Origin of the sequence: Leclercia pneumoniae, assembly GCF_017348915.1 — a bacterium.
GTDB lineage: Bacteria > Pseudomonadota > Gammaproteobacteria > Enterobacterales > Enterobacteriaceae > Enterobacter > Enterobacter pneumoniae.
In genome coordinates, this window is the sequence record NZ_CP071383.1 from 2,706,190 (window position 1) to 2,725,718 (window position 19,529).

16 protein-coding genes and 3 tRNA genes are annotated in these 19,529 nt (G+C 53.9%); 8 read left to right on the forward strand and 11 right to left on the reverse strand.

Annotated features, from left to right (window positions below; all coding sequences use genetic code 11):
* Positions 1-173: 173 nt before the first annotated feature.
* Positions 174-1,088 (forward strand): drug/metabolite exporter YedA, encoded by a 915-nt coding sequence (gene yedA / locus JZ655_RS13215; protein WP_207292005.1) that lies wholly within the window; start codon positions 174-176, stop codon positions 1,086-1,088.
* Here the strand turns inward: yedA and JZ655_RS13220 are convergent.
* Genes JZ655_RS13220 through JZ655_RS13230 form a run of 3 tightly spaced genes read right to left on the reverse strand, consistent with a single transcriptional unit; the run spans position 1,048 to position 3,711 of the window.
* Positions 1,048-1,551 (reverse strand): very short patch repair endonuclease, encoded by a 504-nt coding sequence (locus JZ655_RS13220; protein ID WP_207292006.1) that lies wholly within the window; start codon positions 1,549-1,551, stop codon positions 1,048-1,050. The two genes, yedA and JZ655_RS13220, sit on opposite strands and share 41 nt — an antisense overlap.
* Entirely contained in the window at positions 1,532-2,965 is a 1,434-nt protein-coding gene (locus JZ655_RS13225; RefSeq protein WP_207292007.1) for a DNA cytosine methyltransferase, read from the reverse strand. Before JZ655_RS13225 ends, JZ655_RS13220 begins: the two co-directional genes overlap by 20 nt.
* A 50-nt stretch (positions 2,966-3,015) precedes the next feature.
* Positions 3,016-3,711 carry a phosphohydrolase gene (locus JZ655_RS13230; protein ID WP_207292008.1) on the reverse strand — a complete coding sequence of 232 codons (696 nt, stop codon included), beginning with the start codon at positions 3,709-3,711 and terminating at the stop codon, positions 3,016-3,018.
* 620 nt (positions 3,712-4,331) lie between these two features.
* Here JZ655_RS13230 and JZ655_RS13235 point away from each other — a divergent pair.
* The 3 genes from JZ655_RS13235 to dcuR all read left to right on the forward strand — a co-directional run bounded on the left by JZ655_RS13235 (position 4,332) and on the right by dcuR (position 7,860).
* The gene (locus tag JZ655_RS13235) at positions 4,332-5,408 is read left to right on the forward strand and encodes a porin (protein ID WP_207292009.1); all 1,077 of its coding nucleotides are present in this window, start codon (positions 4,332-4,334) and stop codon (positions 5,406-5,408) included.
* A 131-nt stretch (positions 5,409-5,539) separates the two neighbouring features.
* On the forward strand, positions 5,540-7,138 hold the full coding sequence (locus tag JZ655_RS13240; protein WP_207292010.1) for a sensor histidine kinase: 1,599 nt from the start codon (positions 5,540-5,542) through the stop codon (positions 7,136-7,138).
* Positions 7,135-7,860: a two-component system response regulator DcuR gene (gene dcuR / locus JZ655_RS13245; protein ID WP_207292011.1), complete on the forward strand. Its 726-nt coding sequence runs from the start codon at positions 7,135-7,137 to the stop codon at positions 7,858-7,860. The genes JZ655_RS13240 and dcuR overlap by 4 nt, the downstream gene beginning before the upstream one ends.
* 146 nt (positions 7,861-8,006) lie before the next feature.
* Here dcuR and JZ655_RS13250 read toward each other — a convergent pair.
* Positions 8,007-8,096, reverse strand: a tRNA-Ser gene (locus JZ655_RS13250).
* Between the two features lie 93 nt (positions 8,097-8,189).
* Here JZ655_RS13250 and mtfA point away from each other — a divergent pair.
* Both mtfA and JZ655_RS13260 read left to right on the forward strand, forming a co-directional pair.
* Positions 8,190-8,987, forward strand: a complete 798-nt coding sequence (gene mtfA, locus JZ655_RS13255; protein ID WP_207292012.1) for a DgsA anti-repressor MtfA — start codon at positions 8,190-8,192, stop codon at positions 8,985-8,987.
* A gap of 100 nt (positions 8,988-9,087) precedes the next feature.
* Positions 9,088-9,163 (forward strand) — tRNA-Asn (locus JZ655_RS13260).
* 61 nt (positions 9,164-9,224) lie between these two features.
* Here JZ655_RS13260 and JZ655_RS13265 read toward each other — a convergent pair.
* From JZ655_RS13265 to nac, 3 genes are all read right to left on the reverse strand, one after another.
* Positions 9,225-10,232, reverse strand: coding sequence for a hypothetical protein (locus JZ655_RS13265; protein ID WP_207292013.1), 1,008 nt, complete (start codon positions 10,230-10,232; stop codon positions 9,225-9,227).
* Positions 10,233-10,549: 317 nt separating this feature from the next.
* Entirely contained in the window at positions 10,550-11,500 is a 951-nt protein-coding gene (cbl, locus tag JZ655_RS13270) for an HTH-type transcriptional regulator Cbl (RefSeq protein WP_207292014.1), read from the reverse strand.
* A 96-nt stretch (positions 11,501-11,596) separates the two neighbouring features.
* Positions 11,597-12,514, reverse strand: coding sequence for a nitrogen assimilation transcriptional regulator NAC (nac, locus tag JZ655_RS13275; RefSeq protein ID WP_040074943.1), 918 nt, complete (start codon positions 12,512-12,514; stop codon positions 11,597-11,599).
* 322 nt (positions 12,515-12,836) lie between these two features.
* On the opposite strand from nac, the gene JZ655_RS13280 reads away from it, so the two are divergent.
* A tRNA-Asn gene (locus JZ655_RS13280) sits at positions 12,837-12,912 on the forward strand.
* Between the two features lie 117 nt (positions 12,913-13,029).
* On the opposite strand, the gene JZ655_RS13285 is transcribed toward JZ655_RS13280, so the two are convergent.
* The 4 genes from JZ655_RS13285 to JZ655_RS13300 all read right to left on the reverse strand — a co-directional run bounded on the left by JZ655_RS13285 (position 13,030) and on the right by JZ655_RS13300 (position 17,780).
* Positions 13,030-13,404, reverse strand: a complete 375-nt coding sequence (locus JZ655_RS13285; protein WP_207292015.1) for a fimbrial protein — start codon at positions 13,402-13,404, stop codon at positions 13,030-13,032.
* A gap of 195 nt (positions 13,405-13,599) precedes the next feature.
* Positions 13,600-14,553 carry a fimbrial protein gene (locus JZ655_RS13290; protein WP_207292016.1) on the reverse strand — a complete coding sequence of 318 codons (954 nt, stop codon included), beginning with the start codon at positions 14,551-14,553 and terminating at the stop codon, positions 13,600-13,602.
* Complete coding sequence (locus JZ655_RS13295; RefSeq protein ID WP_242637271.1) at positions 14,537-17,071, reverse strand: fimbria/pilus outer membrane usher protein; 2,535 nt, start codon at positions 17,069-17,071, stop codon at positions 14,537-14,539. The genes JZ655_RS13290 and JZ655_RS13295 overlap by 17 nt, the downstream gene beginning before the upstream one ends.
* A gap of 34 nt (positions 17,072-17,105) precedes the next feature.
* Entirely contained in the window at positions 17,106-17,780 is a 675-nt protein-coding gene (locus JZ655_RS13300; protein WP_207292017.1) for a fimbrial biogenesis chaperone, read from the reverse strand.
* A 332-nt stretch (positions 17,781-18,112) separates the two neighbouring features.
* On the opposite strand from JZ655_RS13300, the gene shiA reads away from it, so the two are divergent.
* Positions 18,113-19,426 carry a shikimate transporter gene (gene shiA, locus JZ655_RS13305; protein WP_207292018.1) on the forward strand — a complete coding sequence of 438 codons (1,314 nt, stop codon included), beginning with the start codon at positions 18,113-18,115 and terminating at the stop codon, positions 19,424-19,426.
* The last annotated feature ends 103 nt before the right edge of the window (positions 19,427-19,529 follow it).

Below are 19,529 nucleotides of genomic sequence, written 5' to 3' on the forward strand. Positions count from 1 at the left end.
ACATCCTTCTTTTATTGTTAAAAACCTAAATAGTATGGAGTAAAACCGGCAAGCCTGAAACTACTACGCCTCGTCAACAAATAATTCACATCACCTACACAATTAAAGCGCTCGCCAGCGTGATAGTTTTAACGTTAACTATACGCGACCTTTTTATTTCGCCGTGAGGGAGTATGCGTATCAGGCACTTGTTACCGCTTATTGGCGCGTTATTTGCGCTTTATATCATCTGGGGTTCCACCTATTTCGTGATCCGTATTGGCGTAGAGAGCTGGCCGCCACTGCTGATGGCCGGGGTTCGCTTCCTCTCGGCGGGTCTCTTGTTACTGGCCTTCTTATTTCTGCGTGGACACAGACTACCGCCGCGCCGTCAGCTGCTGAATGCGGCCTTGATTGGGGTGCTATTGCTGGCGGTGGGCAACGGATTTGTCACCGTGGCAGAACACCAAAATGTGCCGTCGGGCATTGCCGCTGTAGTGGTGGCGACCGTACCGCTCTTTACGCTCTGTTTCAGCCGGCTGTTTGGCATCAAAACGCGCAAGCTGGAGTGGCTGGGAATTGGCATCGGGCTGGCGGGCATTATTCTGCTGAACAGCGGCGGTAACCTGAGCGGTAATCCCTGGGGGGCGCTGCTGATTTTGATCGGTTCCATGAGCTGGGCATTCGGCTCGGTCTATGGCTCCCGTGTCGAACTCCCGTCCGGCATGATGGCCGGAGCAATCGAGATGGTGACGGCGGGCGTAGTATTGCTTGTCGCGTCTCTGCTTTCCGGGGAGAAACTGACGGCCCTCCCCGACCTGTCGGGCTTCCTGGCGGTGGGATATCTCGCTATCTTCGGCTCAGTGATTGCGATTAATGCTTATATGTTCCTGATCCGCAATGTCTCCCCCGCCGTGGCAACCAGCTATGCCTACGTAAACCCGGTGGTCGCAGTGCTGTTGGGAACCGGACTTGGCGGCGAAACGCTCTCCTCCGTTGAGTGGATAGCGTTGGGCATTATCCTTATGGCCGTAGTGCTGGTCACGCTGGGGAAATACCTGATCCCCGCTAAGCCGGTGGTTGTTCCGTGTCCGGCGGAAAAACCCTGAGCGTGCGAATGCCCTGAGTGTCGATCTGCGCGTTTGTCCCTTCTGCGCAGATCCACTCTTCCAGCCGCGCGTTAAGAGCGGCATCGGTTAACTTCATTTTGCCCCGCAGCGCACATTCCCACACCACGAGTACCCGCCAGCCTTGCTGGTCGAGCAATCCCAAATCGCGTCTGTCACGCGTCACGTTCTTACCAATTTTCTCCAGCCAGAAGTCGGTGCGCGTTGCCGGGACTTTAAACAGATAGCAGTCGTGGTGATGCCAGAAACAGCCGTGCGTAAAAATTACGCAGCGCCACTCATCCAGCACAAAATCGGGTCGACCGGGTAGCGAACTGTCCTGCACGCGGAAAGCAAAGCCCGCCTGCGTGAGAAGCTCGGCCAGCCGCTTTTCGATTGCGGTATCACGCGTGCCAATGGCACGCATGTTTTTACTGCGGGTCGCCTTATTGTGGACATCCGTCATTGACGGCCTCATGAGTGCGATGTTGTGCCGCCTGCAATATGCGTGATTTTAAAAGCCTGGCCACAGCGGCAAAGGCAGGCACCACCACCGAATTTCCGAATTGCCGGTAGGCCTGGGTATCCGAAACCGGGATCCGGAAGCGGTAACCCTGCGGCGTTTCAAACCCCATCAGGCGCGCGCATTCGCGTGGCGTAAGGCGACGCGGACGATGACGCTGATTGTCAGGATCGTCAAAATCTTTCTCACCCAGGGCTTTATCCCAGCCCCGGTCAATCAGGATTTCGGCGCCGTCTTTGTAGTAACGCGCAGAGAGGGTGCGCGCCACACTATGGGGGTTGGTGGGATCTACCATGCCAAATCCAAAACCATTCCCTTTCGCCTGATGTTTTTTCGCATAGCGATACAGATACTTCCACAGGACCGGGGTAAGAATGAATTTGGCATCGACGACCGGCTCCAGCAGCTCGGCAATGGTCGGACGATGTTGCGGATAATGCGCGGGCAAGTCGCGCAGGGTAAAGTCGCCACGCAGGTTGAGATCGCGCCGGAACCCCACCAGCACGATGCGCTCACGGTGCTGCGGCAGGAAATGTTTGCCATCGATAATTTTCGGATCGTCCGGGCCGCTCTCATCGGCATCTGAGACGTCATAACCCAGCTCATCGAGGGTTTGCATAATGATGCGGAAGGTCTTGCCGCCATCATGGCTTTTCAGATTTTTGACGTTCTCCAGCACAAAGATGGCCGGCCGGCGTGCGTCAATAATGCGCGCCACGTCGAAAAACAGCGTGCCCTGAGTATCGCAAGCAAAACCGTGTGCCCGACCGAGCGCATTCTTTTTTGATACCCCGGCAAGGGAAAAGGGCTGGCATGGAAAGCCGGCCAGCAGCACATCATGCTGGGGGATCACGCTGCGAATATGGTCCGCGGCCTCCTGGTCCGTTACCCCTTCGTGATGGCTCAGGGTAACCTCACGAATATCCTCGTTAAAGGTGTGCGCATCAGGATCGCAGTACCAGTTGGCTTTATAGGTGCGTACCGCATGTTTATTCCATTCGCTGGTAAAGACGCACTGCCCGCCAATGGCCTCAAAGCCGTGGCGAATACCGCCGATACCGGCGAACAGATCGATAAAGCGGAAGGCCGGTCGGCTCTGCGTAGCTGGGGGACGAGGCAACAGACTGTGTAAAAAAGTAAATTCGCGATCGCTCAGGCGCTGCCCTGCCCGGTCGCTGACCAACAGGCGTTTAACAATAGCCGGGCTCCAGTGCCCCTCTCCCTGACCATTCAGAAGCGTTGCCAGGGTTCTGGCATCATAAATGTCCAGCAGCTGGCGTAACAGCGTCTGAACGGACGCGGTGGATTTTTCTGCCAGCATAAAGGCGGAGTTCGTCACTGATAAATTTTCCTGCATACATTTAACCAGGCCTGGGAGAGAGCTGAAGAGAGTACCACATAACCGCCTTACAGCGTTGCGCGGAAACGCTGCAGCACCGTCTCGTCAACCCCGAGGCAATCGCCGGCTAACTCAGCACTCAGTTTGGCCATAAACTGGATTAAAAAATCGGCATTATGGCGCGCCAGCGCTTGTCCGGCGGCAGTTTGCATGGTTTCGGGCAGGCGTAACAGCTTTGTCTGGAAATGGTCCAGGGCGTATGCCCGGTCATTCAACGCTCGGCGATCGGCGAAAGGGTCCTCGGCATCAAAAAGTGCCACGCCCAGGGCACCGGAAACGGCAAACACCCGCGCCAGGCCGATCGCCCCCAATGCTTCTAGCCGGTCAGCATCCTGAACGATTTTCGCCTCCAGCGTCCGGGGCGTAATGGCTGCGCTAAAGCTGTGCGCTTCGATCGCATGCTGAACCGCCGGATAGTGCGTGCCGGGAAAATCTGCAAAATAGTCGCGCAGAATGTCCAGCGTGCGTTCGGCTGCCAATACTGACGAGCGGCTACGCTGCGGGTGGTTTTTGGGAAGGCTCACGATGTCATGAAAATAACAGGCGGTAAGAATGACCAGCGGCTCGACCGGCTGGTTAGCCATCAGCCGCTGGGCAGTATGCCAGACGCGGCGAAAATGGGAGATATCATGTGCTGCATCATCGCTGGCGTGATGTTCCGCCAGCCACTGTTCAAAATGTTGCTGCCACTGGGCAAGTTCCATAGCCGTTTCCACAAGACTGAAACGGGTACATTAGCAATTAATCAACGCGCTGACACGCTCATCAAAGCATTGCCACAGGCGATGCTGTCGCAATTTGCAAAGTCGGGTTTTCAGACCTTTTCGCATGACCGCCTGAGTACACCGCGGCGCCAGCCGTTACTTTTTGGGTTAATTTCATAAAATATTCCTAAAAGTTAATTTTATTCTGGCGATCGATTTTAAATAAGTAAACGCTATGCAATTATTATCCCGTTTATGCTTTTTATCGTTTAGCGCTCTCATGCCATTCATTCCTATCCGTTATGCCCAATAGCCACATTGGGCTTTTTTTTCCACTTCACCCCCTTTTCGTCCCATAGGCGATCCAAAACCATCATCAGTAACAATCAAATCAACCAACACATAACTCACTGATATATAAATCAATAGATGTCATTTATTTTCTTTTTCACTAGAATAGATAAATAATATAAAACACCCCCCATTAATATTTTGAAATACTTTTAACCTTTCGAATGAGATATTTTCAAAAGATCGCAATTGCGTCATGAAATAGTATTATTCCGCACCCGGAGCGGGTCGCAATTATTCATATAAACAATATATAAAGGATATATATAATGAAAAGAAAAGTTCTGGCAGTTCTGGTCCCCGTTTTATTATCCGCTGGCGCTGTCAATGCAGCAGAAATCTACAAAAAAGACGGTAATAAATTTGACCTGTATGGAAAAATGGTTGGGAAACGCATCTGGAGCGAGGCCGACAGCAGCAACAGCAGCAACGCCGATGACTCCTATGCTCGTTTCGGCATCAAGGGTGAGACCGAAATTACCGATCAACTGACCGGTTTCGGTCAGTTCGAATACAACCTGGAAGCCAGCAAGCCGGAAGGCGCACAGGATGAAAGCACGCGTCTTTCCTTCGCGGGTCTGAAATTCGGTGATTTTGGCTCCTTCGATTACGGCCGTAACTATGGCGTGGCTTATGACGCAGCGGCTTACACCGATATGCTGGTTGAATGGGGCGGCGACGCCTGGTCAGCAACCGACAACTTCATGACCGGCCGTACGACCGGCGTGGCCACCTACCGTAACAACGATTTCTTCGGCGCGGTTGAAGGCCTGAATTTCGCCCTTCAGTATCAGGGCAACAACCACGACAAAAACCTGCGTAAAGGTAACGGCGATGGCTACAGCACGTCCCTGAGCTATGAAATTGATGGCTTCAGCTTTGTGGGTGTCTATGGCAAATCAGATCGTACTGATACCCAGGCTGCAGACGGTTACGGCGACAACGCTGAAGTGTGGTCTCTGGCGGCAAAATATGATGCAAATAATCTTTATGCCGCGGTAATGTACGGCGAAACCCGTAATATGTCCTGGGCTGGTAGCGACATTGGCTTTGCCAATAAAACCCAGAACGTTGAAGCTGTGGTCCAGTATCAATTCGACTTCGGCCTGCGTCCATCCCTGGGTTATGTCTACTCCAAAGGCAAGGATTTGGGTGCGAAAGAGGGTGAAAAGGGGACTAATGCAGATCGTCTTAACTATGTCGAACTGGGTACCTGGTATTACTTCAACAAGAACATGAACGTCTACGCTGCTTACAAATTCAACCTGCTGGACGACCGGGATACCGCCATCACTGGCGCCGACAATGGCGACCAGATAGCGCTGGGTATCGTTTACCAGTTCTAAGGATCTCTTCCCCCTATTCAGGCCCGCCACGTTGCGGGCTTTTTTCTTTCCTGCCCCACCAGCTTAACCTGGCTTTAACAATCGTGCGGCATCGGCGATAATAGCGCTTTTCTGCCCTTTCCGGAGTTTCAATGCGCGATCTGCCCCACGTGACTACCCCGCACAAGCGCCCAATGAAACTGACGACCCTGGTGACTCTGATGGTGTACTCCGTGACGGGCTCCATTCTGTTGGTCATTTTTGCTCTCTACTTTGCGCAGATCACCAAAGCGACACGCGAAGGGGTTAAAGAGACGGCGCTGGCGGTGGCGAGGACGCTGGCCGACAGTCCTGACGTGGTGCGAGGGTTAGAGCACCCTCCTCAGAGCAACCTGATTCAGCCGATCGCCCTGGCGGTAATGCAGCGCAACAATTTGTTGTTTGCCGTCGTCACGGATATGCGCGGAATACGTTATTCCCATCCCAACCCCTCGTTGCTCGGAAAAGCCTTTATCGGGGAGGACCTGCGCCCTGCCCTGCAGGCAAAAGAGAATGTCGCCATCAACCACGGCGTGCTCGACGAGGCGCTACGGGTTTTCACGCCCGTTTATAACGCCAGCCACCAGCAGATTGGCGTGGTGTCAGTAGGTATTTCGCTGGAAAAAGTGGAGCAACAAATCAGTCGTAACCGCTGGGATGCCATCTGGCTGGTATTGTTCAGCGCCCTTCTGGGTGCGCTGGCTGCCTGGGGGCTGGCAAGAATGCTCAAACGCGTACTCTTTGGCCTTGAGCCCTGGGAGATTTCCGCGCTCTTTGAACAGCGTCAGGCTATGTTGCAGTCACTGCGTGAAGGGGTTATTGCGGTCGATCAACAAGGACAGATTACGATGGTCAATCTCGCCGCGCGCCAGATTCTTGCCCACGATCCCCTTAATACGCCGTTACTGGTTACGCTGCGTGAAGTCTCCCGCAGCGGACAGGCGCGTGAGGATCAGGAGATCAACTGCAACGGTCGTCTGTTACTCTGCAATACCTTGCCCATCAGGGCGCATAATCAGCAGGCCGGCGCGATTACCACCTTCCGCGATAAGACCGAAATCAGCCAAATGATGCAGCGTATGGATGGTCTGGTGAGCTACCTCGATGCCCTGCGTACCCATTCTCATGAGTTTATGAATAAGCTGCATGTGATACTCGGCCTGCTGCATATGAGACGCTATGACAAACTGGAGTCGTACATACTGCAAACTGCGCAAAATTATCAGCTCGATGTGGGCGCGATTCAGCGGACTATCCAGTCTCCGGTGGTTGCGGGTTTTCTGTTGGGCAAAATTACCCGCGCGAAAGAGGCGGGCTTTACCTTAACCCTGGCTGATGAGTGCCGGGTACCAGACAACCCTAATGAAGAGCAAACCGCCGTCCTGGTTACCGTCCTGGGTAACCTGATAGAAAACGCCCTGGATGCGATGGCAGCGCAGCCGGCGGGAGAAGTCAGCCTGCTGCTCCATTACCAGAACGGCATACTGAGTGGCGAAGTGAGTGACGACGGGCCGGGCATTCCGGCGCAGAACCTCTCAGCAATCTTTGATAAAGGCTTCTCGACCAAAGGTGAACACCGGGGAGTGGGGTTGTATCTTGCGCGCCAGCAACTTGAAAAGCTGGGGGGCGAATTGAGCGTGGAATCAGAGCCAGGCGTGTTTACACAATTTTTTGTGCAAATCCCCTGGGACAGTGAAAGGAATAGCGCGTGATAAATGTTTTGATCGTCGATGACGATGCCATGGTGGCCGACCTGAACCAGATGTATGTGAACCGTGTCGAAGGATTCCACTGTAGCGGTATCGCCTCTACCCTGACGCAGGCCAGGAGGATAATCAGTGACAACACCTCGCCGATAGATCTTATTCTGCTCGACGTCTATATGCAGCAGGAGAGCGGCCTGGATCTGCTACCGGTAATACGCGCCTCTGGCCGTTCAATTGCAGTCATTATGATCTCATCGGCATCCGATGCTGCCACCGTTCAGACCTCGCTGCACTATGGCGTGGTCGATTACCTGATTAAGCCCTTTCATTTTCCGCGTTTTGAAGAGGCGCTCACCGGCTGGCGAGCTAAGAAACAGGCTATGGACGCGCATCAGCATTATGAGCAGGCGGACGTGGATAAGCTCCTGCATGGCAGTACCGGCGAATTTATGGAGAACAAACGGCTGCCGAAAGGGTTAACGCCCCAAACGCTACGCACGCTCTGTTTGTGGATCGATGCCAATCCAGGCATGGAATTTTCAACCGATGACCTGGCCAATGCGGTCAAAATCTCGCGGGTCTCATGCCGTAAATATCTGATATGGCTTGCGCAGATTAATCTGCTTTTCACCCGCATTCACTATGGTGCCACCGGGCGTCCGGTCTATCGCTATCGTCTGCGACCCGAGCAGGGGGCACGGCTGAAACAGTTCTGCGAGCCGGGTTAAGAATCGACGCAACAAGACAATAGCATCGCTGAAACATCCTGATTTAGCTCACAGATATCGTGACGAAGCGGTAAAGGAATGTTACTTAACGCGATCAGAGTGATAAGGTACGCAACGCAGGAAGAGGTCGACAGCCTGAAAAGATGTGGCGGAGAGAGGGGGATTTGAACCCCCGGTAGAGTTGCCCCTACTCCGGTTTTCGAGACCGGTCCGTTCAGCCGCTCCGGCATCTCTCCGTTTTGATGGTTGCCATGATGCCAGGTAATTTGGCATTTTAACAGTCCATAACCGTTCAATTTTGTTCAAGTGACGAGTTTGCGAGCAAAGCGATGATTAAGTGGCCCTGGAAATCTAATGAATCCGCGCGTAACACGGCATTCCCCTGGGAAGAAGCGCTGGCGATCCCGGTGTTGGCCTGGCTTCCGGACGAGGATAAACATCAACTCGCTCAGCTGGCAGAACGTTTTTTACAGCAAAAACGCCTGGTTGCGCTGCAAGGTTTTGAGCTTGATGAACAGAAGAGTGCGCGTATCGCCCTGCTCTTCTGCTTACCCGTGCTTAAACTCGGTATTGAGTGGCTGGATGGTTTCCACGAAGTGCTGATCTACCCTGCCCCCTTCGTCGTCGATGACGAGTGGGAAGATGACATCGGGCTGGTGCACAATCAACGCATGGTGCAATCTGGCCAGAGCTGGCAACAGGGGCCCATTATCCTGAACTGGCTCGATATTCAGGACTCCTTCGACGCCTCCGGATTTAACCTTATCGTGCATGAGGTGGCGCATAAGCTCGACACCCGCAATGGCGATCGCGCCAGCGGTGTGCCCTTTATCCCGCTGCGGGAAGTCGCAGGCTGGGAGCACGATCTCCATGCCGCCATGAACAATATTCAGGATGAGATCGATCTGGTGGGGGAGAGTGCAGCGAGCATAGATGCTTACGCCGCAACCGATCCGGCGGAGTGTTTCGCCGTGCTGTCCGAATACTTCTTCAGCGCCCCTGAACTGTTCGCCCCTCGTTTCCCGTCGCTCTGGCAGCGGTTCTGCCATTTTTATCAGCAAGATCCCCTGCAGGGAATTCGTAATAACGAAGCGCGTGATGGCGATACAGGCGTTCAGGTACATTAAATCAGCGGTTTGTGGCTTAATTAATCAGTTGATTCAGTGCGTTAAATTTAGTGTTGACACAAAATAGCGAGGCCATTAACATGCGCCTCGTTCACACGATTCCTCTGTAGTTCAGTCGGTAGAACGGCGGACTGTTAATCCGTATGTCACTGGTTCGAGTCCAGTCAGAGGAGCCAAATTTGAAAAGCCTGCTTTTAAGCAGGCTTTTTGCTTTTCTACGTCCGGGGCGCATTTTTGCTATTTTCCACCGCGCTCTGGGGCGTCACGGTTGAGCACCTCACCGCAGAGGCGCATTTCTGGCGGCTCAGCAGGGGTGATAACGCCAATTCGCACTGGCAACGCATCCGCTTGCTGGCACGCTTTTTTCAGCTGTTGCCACGCCTCTGCCTCCGACTCCATGTCACTTATCAGGGTATCAAACGCCCCTTCAACGACCTCAATCTTGACAGGCTGATCGTCATGACGCTCGGTGGGTTCTCGCTCCCCTTCCCCGGTAAGGGTGTTCTCCAGCTCGTTGAGCCTGCTGGTTAAGACCGCCAGGTTGTTTTCCGCCGCGTTCGGTGAATAGAAAAACAACCCGCTAATAAATAACGCTTCCATCACCTCAAAGAAGGCAAAGGTCGTGTCGCCGTAAACGTAGAGTCCTCGTTCGCTGCGCCGCACTCCCGAAACCTGTTCATTGAGCAGTTCCTCTTTCTGCGAAACCGTGAGCGTCTGCTTGTTGTAAAGAATAACCGGCAAGTTTTTAATTTCGTGGATATTCTCACTCAGACTCCAGCGCTCCTTCTCGCCCTGGATAAAACCGGACGCATCGCAGACGGTTTCAATATCAAATTCATCGGTGGAGAAGCGCTCGCGATTAAAATAGTCGCTCACGTCCTCGCTCTCCTCCATGCCTTCCCGCACCCAGCAGCGATAGACTGAACTTCGGCGATCAATGCCAATCCACTCCAGATCCACGGTGCCAGGGCTGGAAGGTTTTCTTGCCTCGTCAATCCATGCGCCGACATCTCTGTCGAGATAGGCGCCAAGCAGGTCTTTCCAGGGCTCAATCGCCACGAAGATATTGGCAAGGGTTGTCCCTGCTTCAATGATGACGGGATGGCGAAAAAATCTGAGGAGGAACCAGGGATCGGTAGCGGCAGTGGTGTTCTGTATTGCCAGCAAGGGCAACGCTGTTGTCTCATCGTAATGTGAGCGAAAACGCAGTACCGAATCGGTACAAAAAATTAATTCACCGTCCATCTTGTCTCTGGCTCCTGATGTTGTATTGCAGCCCTGCAAACCAAACCACTCATCAAAACTGTCCGTCGTTTTGATCGCCCATACGGGATCTCCTGAACATAGAACACAAGCCTTATAGGTGTAAAGCTACAGGAGAGAGTGTGCCGGGCTGTCAGATAAAAAGGTATCCGCCTTTACAGGATGTGCGAGTGAGGCTTCGCCATAAGCCTGATGGGGATGAAACCTACACTTTTGCGTGCGACCATTGTCGCAACGCGTGCCGGTGCGGGCGTAAAAAAACCTGCGCATGGCAGGCTTTTGTCGCGGGTGCGTGGGTTCTAAATCTGATAATCAAGCGCCACCTCTTCCGGCTCCATGGCCTGGCGCTTGATTTCATCCACCGACAGGCCGGCGTTACAGAGTTCAATGAAACGCCAGACGTAGTTACGCTGCAGTTGACCGCGCTTCAGACCAAGCCAGACCGTATTGGCATCGAAAAGGTGGCGTGTATCAAGGCGCACCAGATTACCCGGCTCGCTCTCAGTGCCGGACTGCTCGGCCACCAGCCCGATTCCCAGGCCCAGCTCGACGTAGGTGCGAATCACGTCGGAGTCCTGGGCGCTGAGCACAATGTCTGGCGTTAACCCTTTACGATGAAAGGCTTCATCGATGCGCGAACGCCCGGTAATACCCTGCCGATAGGTAATCAACGGCCATTTATTGATCTCTTCCAGCGTAAGTGGGTTTATCTGCGTCAGGGGGTGATCGGTCGGCAGGAGGAGCGTGTGATGCCAGCGGAACCAGGGAAAAGCCACCAGCTGCGGATCATTGCTTAAACGCTCGCTGGCGATACCGATATCCGCCCCACCATTTTGCAGCAGAACGTCTATCTCCTGGGGTGTCCCCTGGATCAGCTCCAGGCGCACCTGCGGAAACAGCTCGCGGAAAGCCTTAATCACCGGCGGCAGACTGTAACGTGCCTGGGTATGGGTGGTGGCGATAGTCAGCACCCCGGAGGCATCGTTGGTAAAGAGGTCGGCCAGACGGCTAACGTTACTGGCTTCGTTGAGAATACGCTCTGCGATGGTCAGCAGCGCTTTTCCCGGTTCGGTCATCCCCAGCAGACGCTTACCGCGGCGGATGAAAATCTCGATACCCAGCTCCTCTTCCAGCTCACGGATATGACGACTGACGCCGGACTGAGAGGTATAAAGCATATTGGCGACCTCGGTCAGGTTGTAATCCCGACGGGCCGCCTCGCGAATAATTTTAAGTTGCTGGAAGTTCACTGTTCGCTCCGGGGCATCTGACATGGCTCTATTGTTAGAGCCTGCCTACCCCGAGAACAAATAATAAAAACCCGCATCTTATGCTTTTATGGAATATTAGCTCACCAGCTGCAGTTCTCGATTCTCCAGCGATGGACGACTCACCAACGACATCAGGATCTCTTTAACCGCCTGAGCCTGAGGTGACAACGAACCGCGGGCAGAGACATTAAGCGAGAGCGGCAAACTCATCGAAGGCGTAGTAATACGGGCCATCCAGCCGTTCGCTGCACTGCAGAGAGAACGCGCGGCAGATTCAGGCAGAACCGTCACGCCCATACCGCTGGCGATCGCCGCAGTCAGGGTCGAGATAGAGTCGATTTCACCGATGATTTTCGCCGTCAGGCGGCGCAGGGAAAAGGCCTCATCGACCCGCAGGCGTACGGCGCTGTAATCACGGGGCAGGAAGAGGTTCATCTCTGCGACGGCCGTGAGATCGACGCTCTGCCCTGGGCAATCGCGCGTCCCCACCAGGAAAAGATCTTCTTTTAGTAACGGCTGGCTGGTGATGCCTGCCACCGGCGAACGATCGTAGAGCACGGCCATATCTAGCTGGCCGCTCAGTAATTTATCGTTCAGGACGGAGCCGCTGTTCTCATGCAGATAAACCAGTACTTCTGGCAGTTCGGCGCGAACGGCCTGCAGCAGCGGCATGGTCACAGAGGAAGCCGCCGTTCCGGGTGCCAGGCCAATTGAAACCTGTCCGGTTAGCGTCTGCCCGACGTTGCACACCGCCAGCTGTGCCTGTTCACACTGACGCAGAATAGTCCGTGCATGGGTATAAAGGATCTTTCCGGCTTCCGTTGGCGTAACGCCGCGCTTGGTACGGATTAACAGCTGCTGATCCATTTCGCCTTCCAGAGTAGCAACCTGCTGGCTCAACGCGGGCTGCGCAATATGCAGCACTTCTGCGGCCTGAGTCAGGCTACCGATGTCGACGATTTTTACGAAGTATTTCAGTCGTCTTAAGTTCATTTTGCCCCCTGTACGAAATGCGTTGCCGGTTCCGGCGCGAATTGTTGTAGAGGGTTTTGCAAGATGCTTGCCAGTTTTGGAGAGGAGGTCGGATATGTTCGCTAAGCGCCTGAAAATAAGAGATTCCAATTGTTAGTCGTAAAAAGAGAAGCGTAACAGTGGTTTCTGATCTGCCCCATTAGGGGTATGAGTGCACCAAATCTGTGCAATCCGTTGGCAAAATCAGCACTTTGTTGATTTTGTCAGCAAACGATACACAAGGCGGTTTTCCCCCTTTGACAAGCGCATCGGAGGCCGCTAATATTCGCCCCGTTCACACGATTCCTCTGTAGTTCAGTCGGTAGAACGGCGGACTGTTAATCCGTATGTCACTGGTTCGAGTCCAGTCAGAGGAGCCAAATTTTGAAGAAACCGCTCAGGAAAACCTGAGCGGTTTTTTTACGTTTGCCCTTAAGGGTTCGGGCAGAGTGCGCATGGCCTTCTGCCCTGGCCCGACTAAGACAACGCGTCCTGATTTACTGGTATTCAAACGCGGCCACAATAACCGACGAGACATCGCCAGGCATTACTGAGCCCGCTTTTGACAACACGCGAGCCTGCAGTTTAAACGTCGTACTGCCCTCGCTGACGGCACCAATCAGTGAGCTGTTATTGCTCAAAATGGTGTCGGTCGTCTGCTGCGATAACTCGACAGCGGTGTTGGCTGCCGCATTAGCGGCACTGTTTGCCCACAGGGTGCTGTCGCCAGAATCAGGTGTGCCAGTAAAGGTCACCTTCACGTTGGTGGTACTTGCCGGGCAGCCCGCCACGGGGAGATCGAAGGTTTTTAACGTGGTACCTGCGCCTGCTGTTGCCAGGCTGGACGCCTGAATAGCTTGTCCTAAGTCCACATTCAGCGCATTTGAACCCCCATTAATTGTTGTACACGGTGAAGCAATCACTTTTCCTGTTACGTTAATATTAACGTTATCTGCCGCATAGATATTTCCCGCAAACAGCATTGCCGAAACGGAACCCGCCACATAACATAAATATTTTTTCATTTTTAGCCTGCCTTGGCATCGGTATTTAGAGATTACATTGGATTATTGATATGTCAGCGTGAGCGTAGCTGAACTATTGGCTTCGCCGACGGATACATGGTTTTTTGTTTGATAATAACGCGCAGTAATAGGAAATGTTTCGCTCCCGCCGCTGGAGTGTTTTAATGAAAGTGTGCTGTTAATAATAAGTGGTTTCCCATCATATAATAACTGTACTCCAACGCCTTGCGCTGTATTTGCCCCCCCTTGATTATTCAGTGCCAGTACGCTGGCGTCACTTACATCTGGATTTTGCGTGCCATTTAATGTCACGTTGATATTTGCATTTCTGTCGCAATTCAGCCCGAGATTTTGGGTGCTGGTTTTCGCTGCAATAAAACCGACCGTTGTACCGAATTCTGAATTCAATACATTCCCGACAGGAAATGTTAACTGGGGCGTCGTGACAGAACAGGCGACCTGTGCAACATAGCCCCCCATCAGATTAATGGTCACCGGCGTGATACCGGAAACGGTCCAGGTGCCTAACTGTGCTACCGTAAATGATCCCGGTTGGATATCCCCTGTTTTATATAACCGATATCTTACCCACGGCATATTCACCGTGGCATCGCCCGTTTGGTCTGTTGACGCCGGGTTGTCTAATTTTCCCCAGCCCAAATCAACCTCTATGGCGACGCCTGGAATATTGGTGGCATAGGCGTGAGCAATAGAAGTGGGTATCCCGCCAAGATAGGTCATCTTGTAATAGTTGGTATTGTCGCCGGTACAGTTAAGTAATGTCGGCCCCTCTCCGGAGGTGCTGGAGTATATCACCGACCCCACCGGTGCATCCCGCTGCACAATAACCCCGCTGGGTGTGAACCCAAGAGTTTGTGGCTCCATGCCGCTGGCAAAATTACAGGTTGCGCAGGCCTGCTCGCTGACGCCAAAGATTATCACCAGCATAAAAAACCTGAGGGCGTTATTTAACCCAATTTTATTTGCAATGTTCATTGCTTAGCACCACTCCTGATTCTGCATCCTGCTGATGAAGGGTAAAGTACACCCGGCACTGCTCATTCTTTTCCTTGCCCCATTGCGCCAGGAGTTCACCGTTATCAGGTAGCCCGGTTAAATAGACTTGCCCCGCGTCTCCCACGATGAATCCCGCCCCGTTTTGCTCGCCTCTCAGGGTAACCGTCGTGCCAAAAGGCACGGGGCGGCCATCGGTTCGGGTCAGCGTCATCAGGACGCGATTACCGACGCTGGCGATATATTGCGCGCGCACGATGGCGCCTCGCGTGGGGATCACGGTCTGCGTGGTTAACTGCAGATCAACGTCATCGGATAAGGTCGCCGGATCCAGGGAAAGGGTATTTTTACGATACGGGGAGATATTGCTGACTACGGTATAGCCGCGGTAGTCGGTCTTCACGCCGGACTGACCGGTCATGCCGACGCCGGATGCGCCTGGCGCTTTAACCAGCGCCAGCGTTTCGCCGAAAGGCTGTGCCAGGGTAATGCCGTCGGCATGCGCCAGAATGCCGCCGTTCAGGCCATAGTTCATCCGCTGGCGGGTTTCGTCATAGCTATAACCGCCGATGACTTCGCCATAGGTCCCGTGGTAATCGGCGCTGACATTACCCGAGTGCCCTGCACCGTCATTCCCATAGCCTTGCTGCAGGCTCCAGCTCAGCGCATCCCCCTGCATGGCTGTGCCACTCAACCCCAGCGAATGGGTGGTCTCCCCCTGTTTACTGGTATTCAGGCCGTAATTGGCCCAGGTATGGCTCAGGAACCGGTCGAGCGGAATACTGGCATTCACCGCAATAATCTGGTCTTTCGGGTAGGTTTTCCCTTCGTTGCCGCCCCCGGCGCTGGCGTTGTTGCTGTAGGTGTAATTGATCCCCCAGGATATACCCTGCCAGGCGTTGTTATAGCTCAGGCTGTACGAGCTCATGGTCTTGCTGGCGTTCCAGTAATCCTCCCGGATTGCGCTGCCGCTGAGAGAGCCATAAGCGGGTCCCAGCGTCTGGCTTAGCGTCAGCTCGGCCCGGCTGCGGCGACGATCCTGCAGGGTATTATCGTCACTCCAGGAGTCCAGCACCTCCTGCATACCGTAATAACCTGCCGTGGAGTAGCGGTAACTGGTGGCAGAGAAGGTGGTTCCGGTATCGGTAAAATTCTTACTGAAGCGTATGCGCCAGGCTTGTCCTTTCGACGAGCTCCCCCCTTTTGGGCTTGACCAGGCCTGGGTCACATCGACAGATAGCGCACCCATTCCTCCCATATTTTTACCCACGCCCAGAGCGTAAGCCTGGTACGGAGTGGATTGCTGCACGCCGCCGTACAGGGTAAATCCCTGGGGCAGACCATAAATAGCGGTGCCAAGAAGGAGGTTTTTTTTATCCACGTTGCTGTCGCTGGGACGATAGTGGCCGCCCGTCAGGCTGTACTTCAGCCGCCCTTCCCGCTGCAACACCGGAACCGACGCAAAAGGCACAACAAAATCCTGCTCGCTCCCGTCCGACTCTTTTACGGCGGCATTGAGATCGCCCGCGCCACCGGTTGGGTACATGTCGGTAATTTCAAACGCGCCCGGCGCAACATAGGTCTGATAAATAACGTAACCATTCTGTCGCACAATGACTTGCGCATTGGTACGCGCAATACCGCGCACCACCGGCGCATAGCCTTTCAGACTATCGGGCAGCATATCGTCGTCGGAAGCCAGCTGGCCGCCGCGAAAGGGCAGGCTATCAAAGACGTCGGAAGGCGAGGTGCTGTCACCGAGGGTCATCTGGCTTTTTAAGGGCACGATGTTGCGCTGGGCATAGGTATAGGCCGAATCCCACCGCGCCTTACCGTCAGAATCACGGTTCCAGGTGGTGTAATTGCGCAGGCGCCACGGCCCAATATTGATCCCCGGACGCAGGTTGGCGTACTGGCTGTTGCTGTTATCAGAGGTACGGTTTCTGCTCCAGCTATTATCGCCGCTGAGACTGTAATTCAGTAAAAGGGCATTAATCCCCTCATCCCACATCTCCGGCGCAACATAGCCCCGGGCCTGCGATGTTAATGCCGCCTGAGGAAGGGTTAACAACAGCTTTTGTGAACCGAAGTTAAAATCAGCCGACGCCTTGGGGATCGCGGCTAAATTAACGCATCCGTGGCCTTCATCGAGCCGGGGATAAAGCCCGGTTTTTACGCCATAGCTTTGCAGCAACCCTTCCGACAGGCAGGGCTGCAGGCTGTGATCCCCTTGCGCATTTTCTACGCGGACAAATTCAATCTCGCGGGTATCTACCGTTTGATCGTTGAGTACGACCTCCACGCGATATTTACCTGGCGCCTGAGCACCGGCCTCAAATTGTGAAAGATCGACCCCTTTCATTGAAGGGTTGTCCACTTCCAGTAATGCCGGATTAAAATACTCTTCCGCGCTGGCATTCTGCACGACCGCGGGGAGCGCCAGTGCAATCAGACAGGCGAGACGGGCCCGGGGAAACCAGGGATACATTTTCTTCTGCATAACGCGTAATACCTATTCCCTGGTTTTATATCCGTTATATAGCGGCGCGATGAATGGCACCCACGCCACCATAGTCATTAATCAATTTGAACGTCACCGGCCCGGTGTTAACGCCCGCGGGTAAGGCAAAAGCGGCCGATGCCCCAGGCGCAACGTAGGTGGGCTCGGGGACATTTTTCCCTGCAACCGTAATCTGGTTAAAATTCATATAATAATGAGAGGGGTTGCTGACAAGAATTTGTCCGCCGGCGATTCGCCACACCAGGTCATTGGCGAAGTTTTCCGCCCCTTTATCTCTTAACCCTACCGGGCGATATATTAATTTGATGCGCGTTTTTATCGCGATCTGCAATGAGTTGGCTTTTTTTTCAGCCGCCGGAATTGCTTTAATGTTAAGCCAGTACATCGACTCTTTATTATCCGGCAGATTTCCCGCCCGCACGATGCGCATCACGTTCTCTTGCCCGCGATCCAGTCGATAAAGCGGCGGCGTAATAATAAAAGGCACCTTCCCGGCGCTTTTATCCGGGTTATCTAGCCAGGACTGAATTAAATAGGGCACGTTGTCCGGGTTGGAAACGCTCAGTGCTGCCTCTTTTTTCCCGCCGTCATAAATGACGCGAGTGCCGCCGATATTTACCCCAGCGTTAACCGACGTGATATATAACAGCAGCAACAAAGTTAATAATGCCTTCTGAAGACCTTTCATTAAAAATCCGTTATTTCATGTGGCTGATAACGCTATTGACATCTGCCGTAGCCGGCTTATTTATTACTAACATCTATTATTTAATGCTTCGTCATAGGCAACAATCGAGGCGCGGTGTAATTTTATTCGCGTAACATCTTGCTCCTGATGGCGTGCCCGTTCAGGCTTTGGCATGGCCCGGCGGGGCGGTTTTCATCTCCGGACGATTTAATCGTTTTCTCCTGTGCGCAGTCGCGGTAGTCTCATAAGCGTTGCCAATGTTTCGGCGACGGCTATGTGAGTAATCTTTAATCGATACCTATAAAAAGAAATAAGTGACAGACAGGATAACTATGGATTCCACCCTCACCTCCCCTTGCCCCGACCCGGAGGCACCTTCGCTCAATCGCGCCCGCCGGGCAGCCCTCGGCAGCTTCGCTGGTGCCGTCGTCGACTGGTATGATTTTCTGTTATATGGCATCACCGCGGCGCTGGTCTTTAACAGTGAATTCTTTCCGCAGATAGGCCCGGCGATGGGAACGCTCGCCGCCTTTGCCACCTTTGGCGTTGGGTTCATCTTTCGTCCGCTGGGCGGGATTATCTTCGGCCACTTCGGCGATAAGCTGGGCCGCAAGCGGATGCTGATGCTTACCGTCTGGATGATGGGGATTGCTACGGCGCTGATTGGCTTACTGCCCTCTTTTGCCACGATTGGCTGGTGGGCTCCGGTTCTGCTGGTCACCCTGCGCGCCATTCAGGGCTTTGCCGTAGGCGGCGAATGGGGGGGTGCTGCACTGCTCTCCGTCGAGAGCGCACCTGCGAAAAAGAAAGCTTTCTACAGCAGCGGCGTACAGGTGGGTTACGGGGTGGGTCTCCTGCTCTCGACCGGTCTGGTTTCGCTGATAAGTGCCCTCACCACCAATGAGCAGTTTCTGAGCTGGGGCTGGCGCATTCCGTTTCTCTTCAGCATCGTGCTGGTGATTGCCGCACTGTGGGTGCGTAACGGGATGGAAGAGTCCGCCGAATTTGAACAGCAGCAAACCACACCGGCTACAAAAGAGCGCTTACCGGTAATGGAGGCCCTGATCCGCCATCCGGGCGTATTCCTGAAAATCATCGGCCTTCGTCTGTGTGAACTGTTGACGATGTATATCGTCACGGCGTTCGCGCTGAACTACTCCACACAAAATCTGGGATTGCCGCGCGAGCTATTTCTCAATATCGGCCTGCTGGTGGGTGGGCTGAGCTGCCTGACCATCCCCTGCTTCGCGTGGCTTGCGGATCGCTATGGTCGTCGTCGGGTCTATATCACCGGCGCGCTTATCGGCAGCCTCAGCGCCTTTCCGTTCTTTATGGCTCTGGAAGCGCAGTCCATCTTCTGGATTGTGGTTTTCTCTGTGCTACTGGCGAACGTGGCCCATGACATGGTGGTATGCGTGCAGCAGCCGATGTTCACCGGCATGTTCGGGGCCCGCTATCGTTATAGCGGCGCAGGGGTCGGTTATCAGGTCGCCAGCGTAGTCGGCGGCGGCTTCACCCCCTTTATCGCCGCCGCACTGGTCACCTTTTCCGGTGGCGACTGGCACAGCGTGGCTATCTATTTGCTGGCGGGCTGCCTGATTTCAGCCCTCACCGCCCTGCTGATGAAATCTCCCTCCCACACATAATCTCTACAGCGAAGGCGTTCTGCCTTCGCTGCTTCGCGTTGCCTGACTTTTGTTTCATAAGACGGTGTCATACTATCGGGTATGTCGTACACCTGTGGAACAA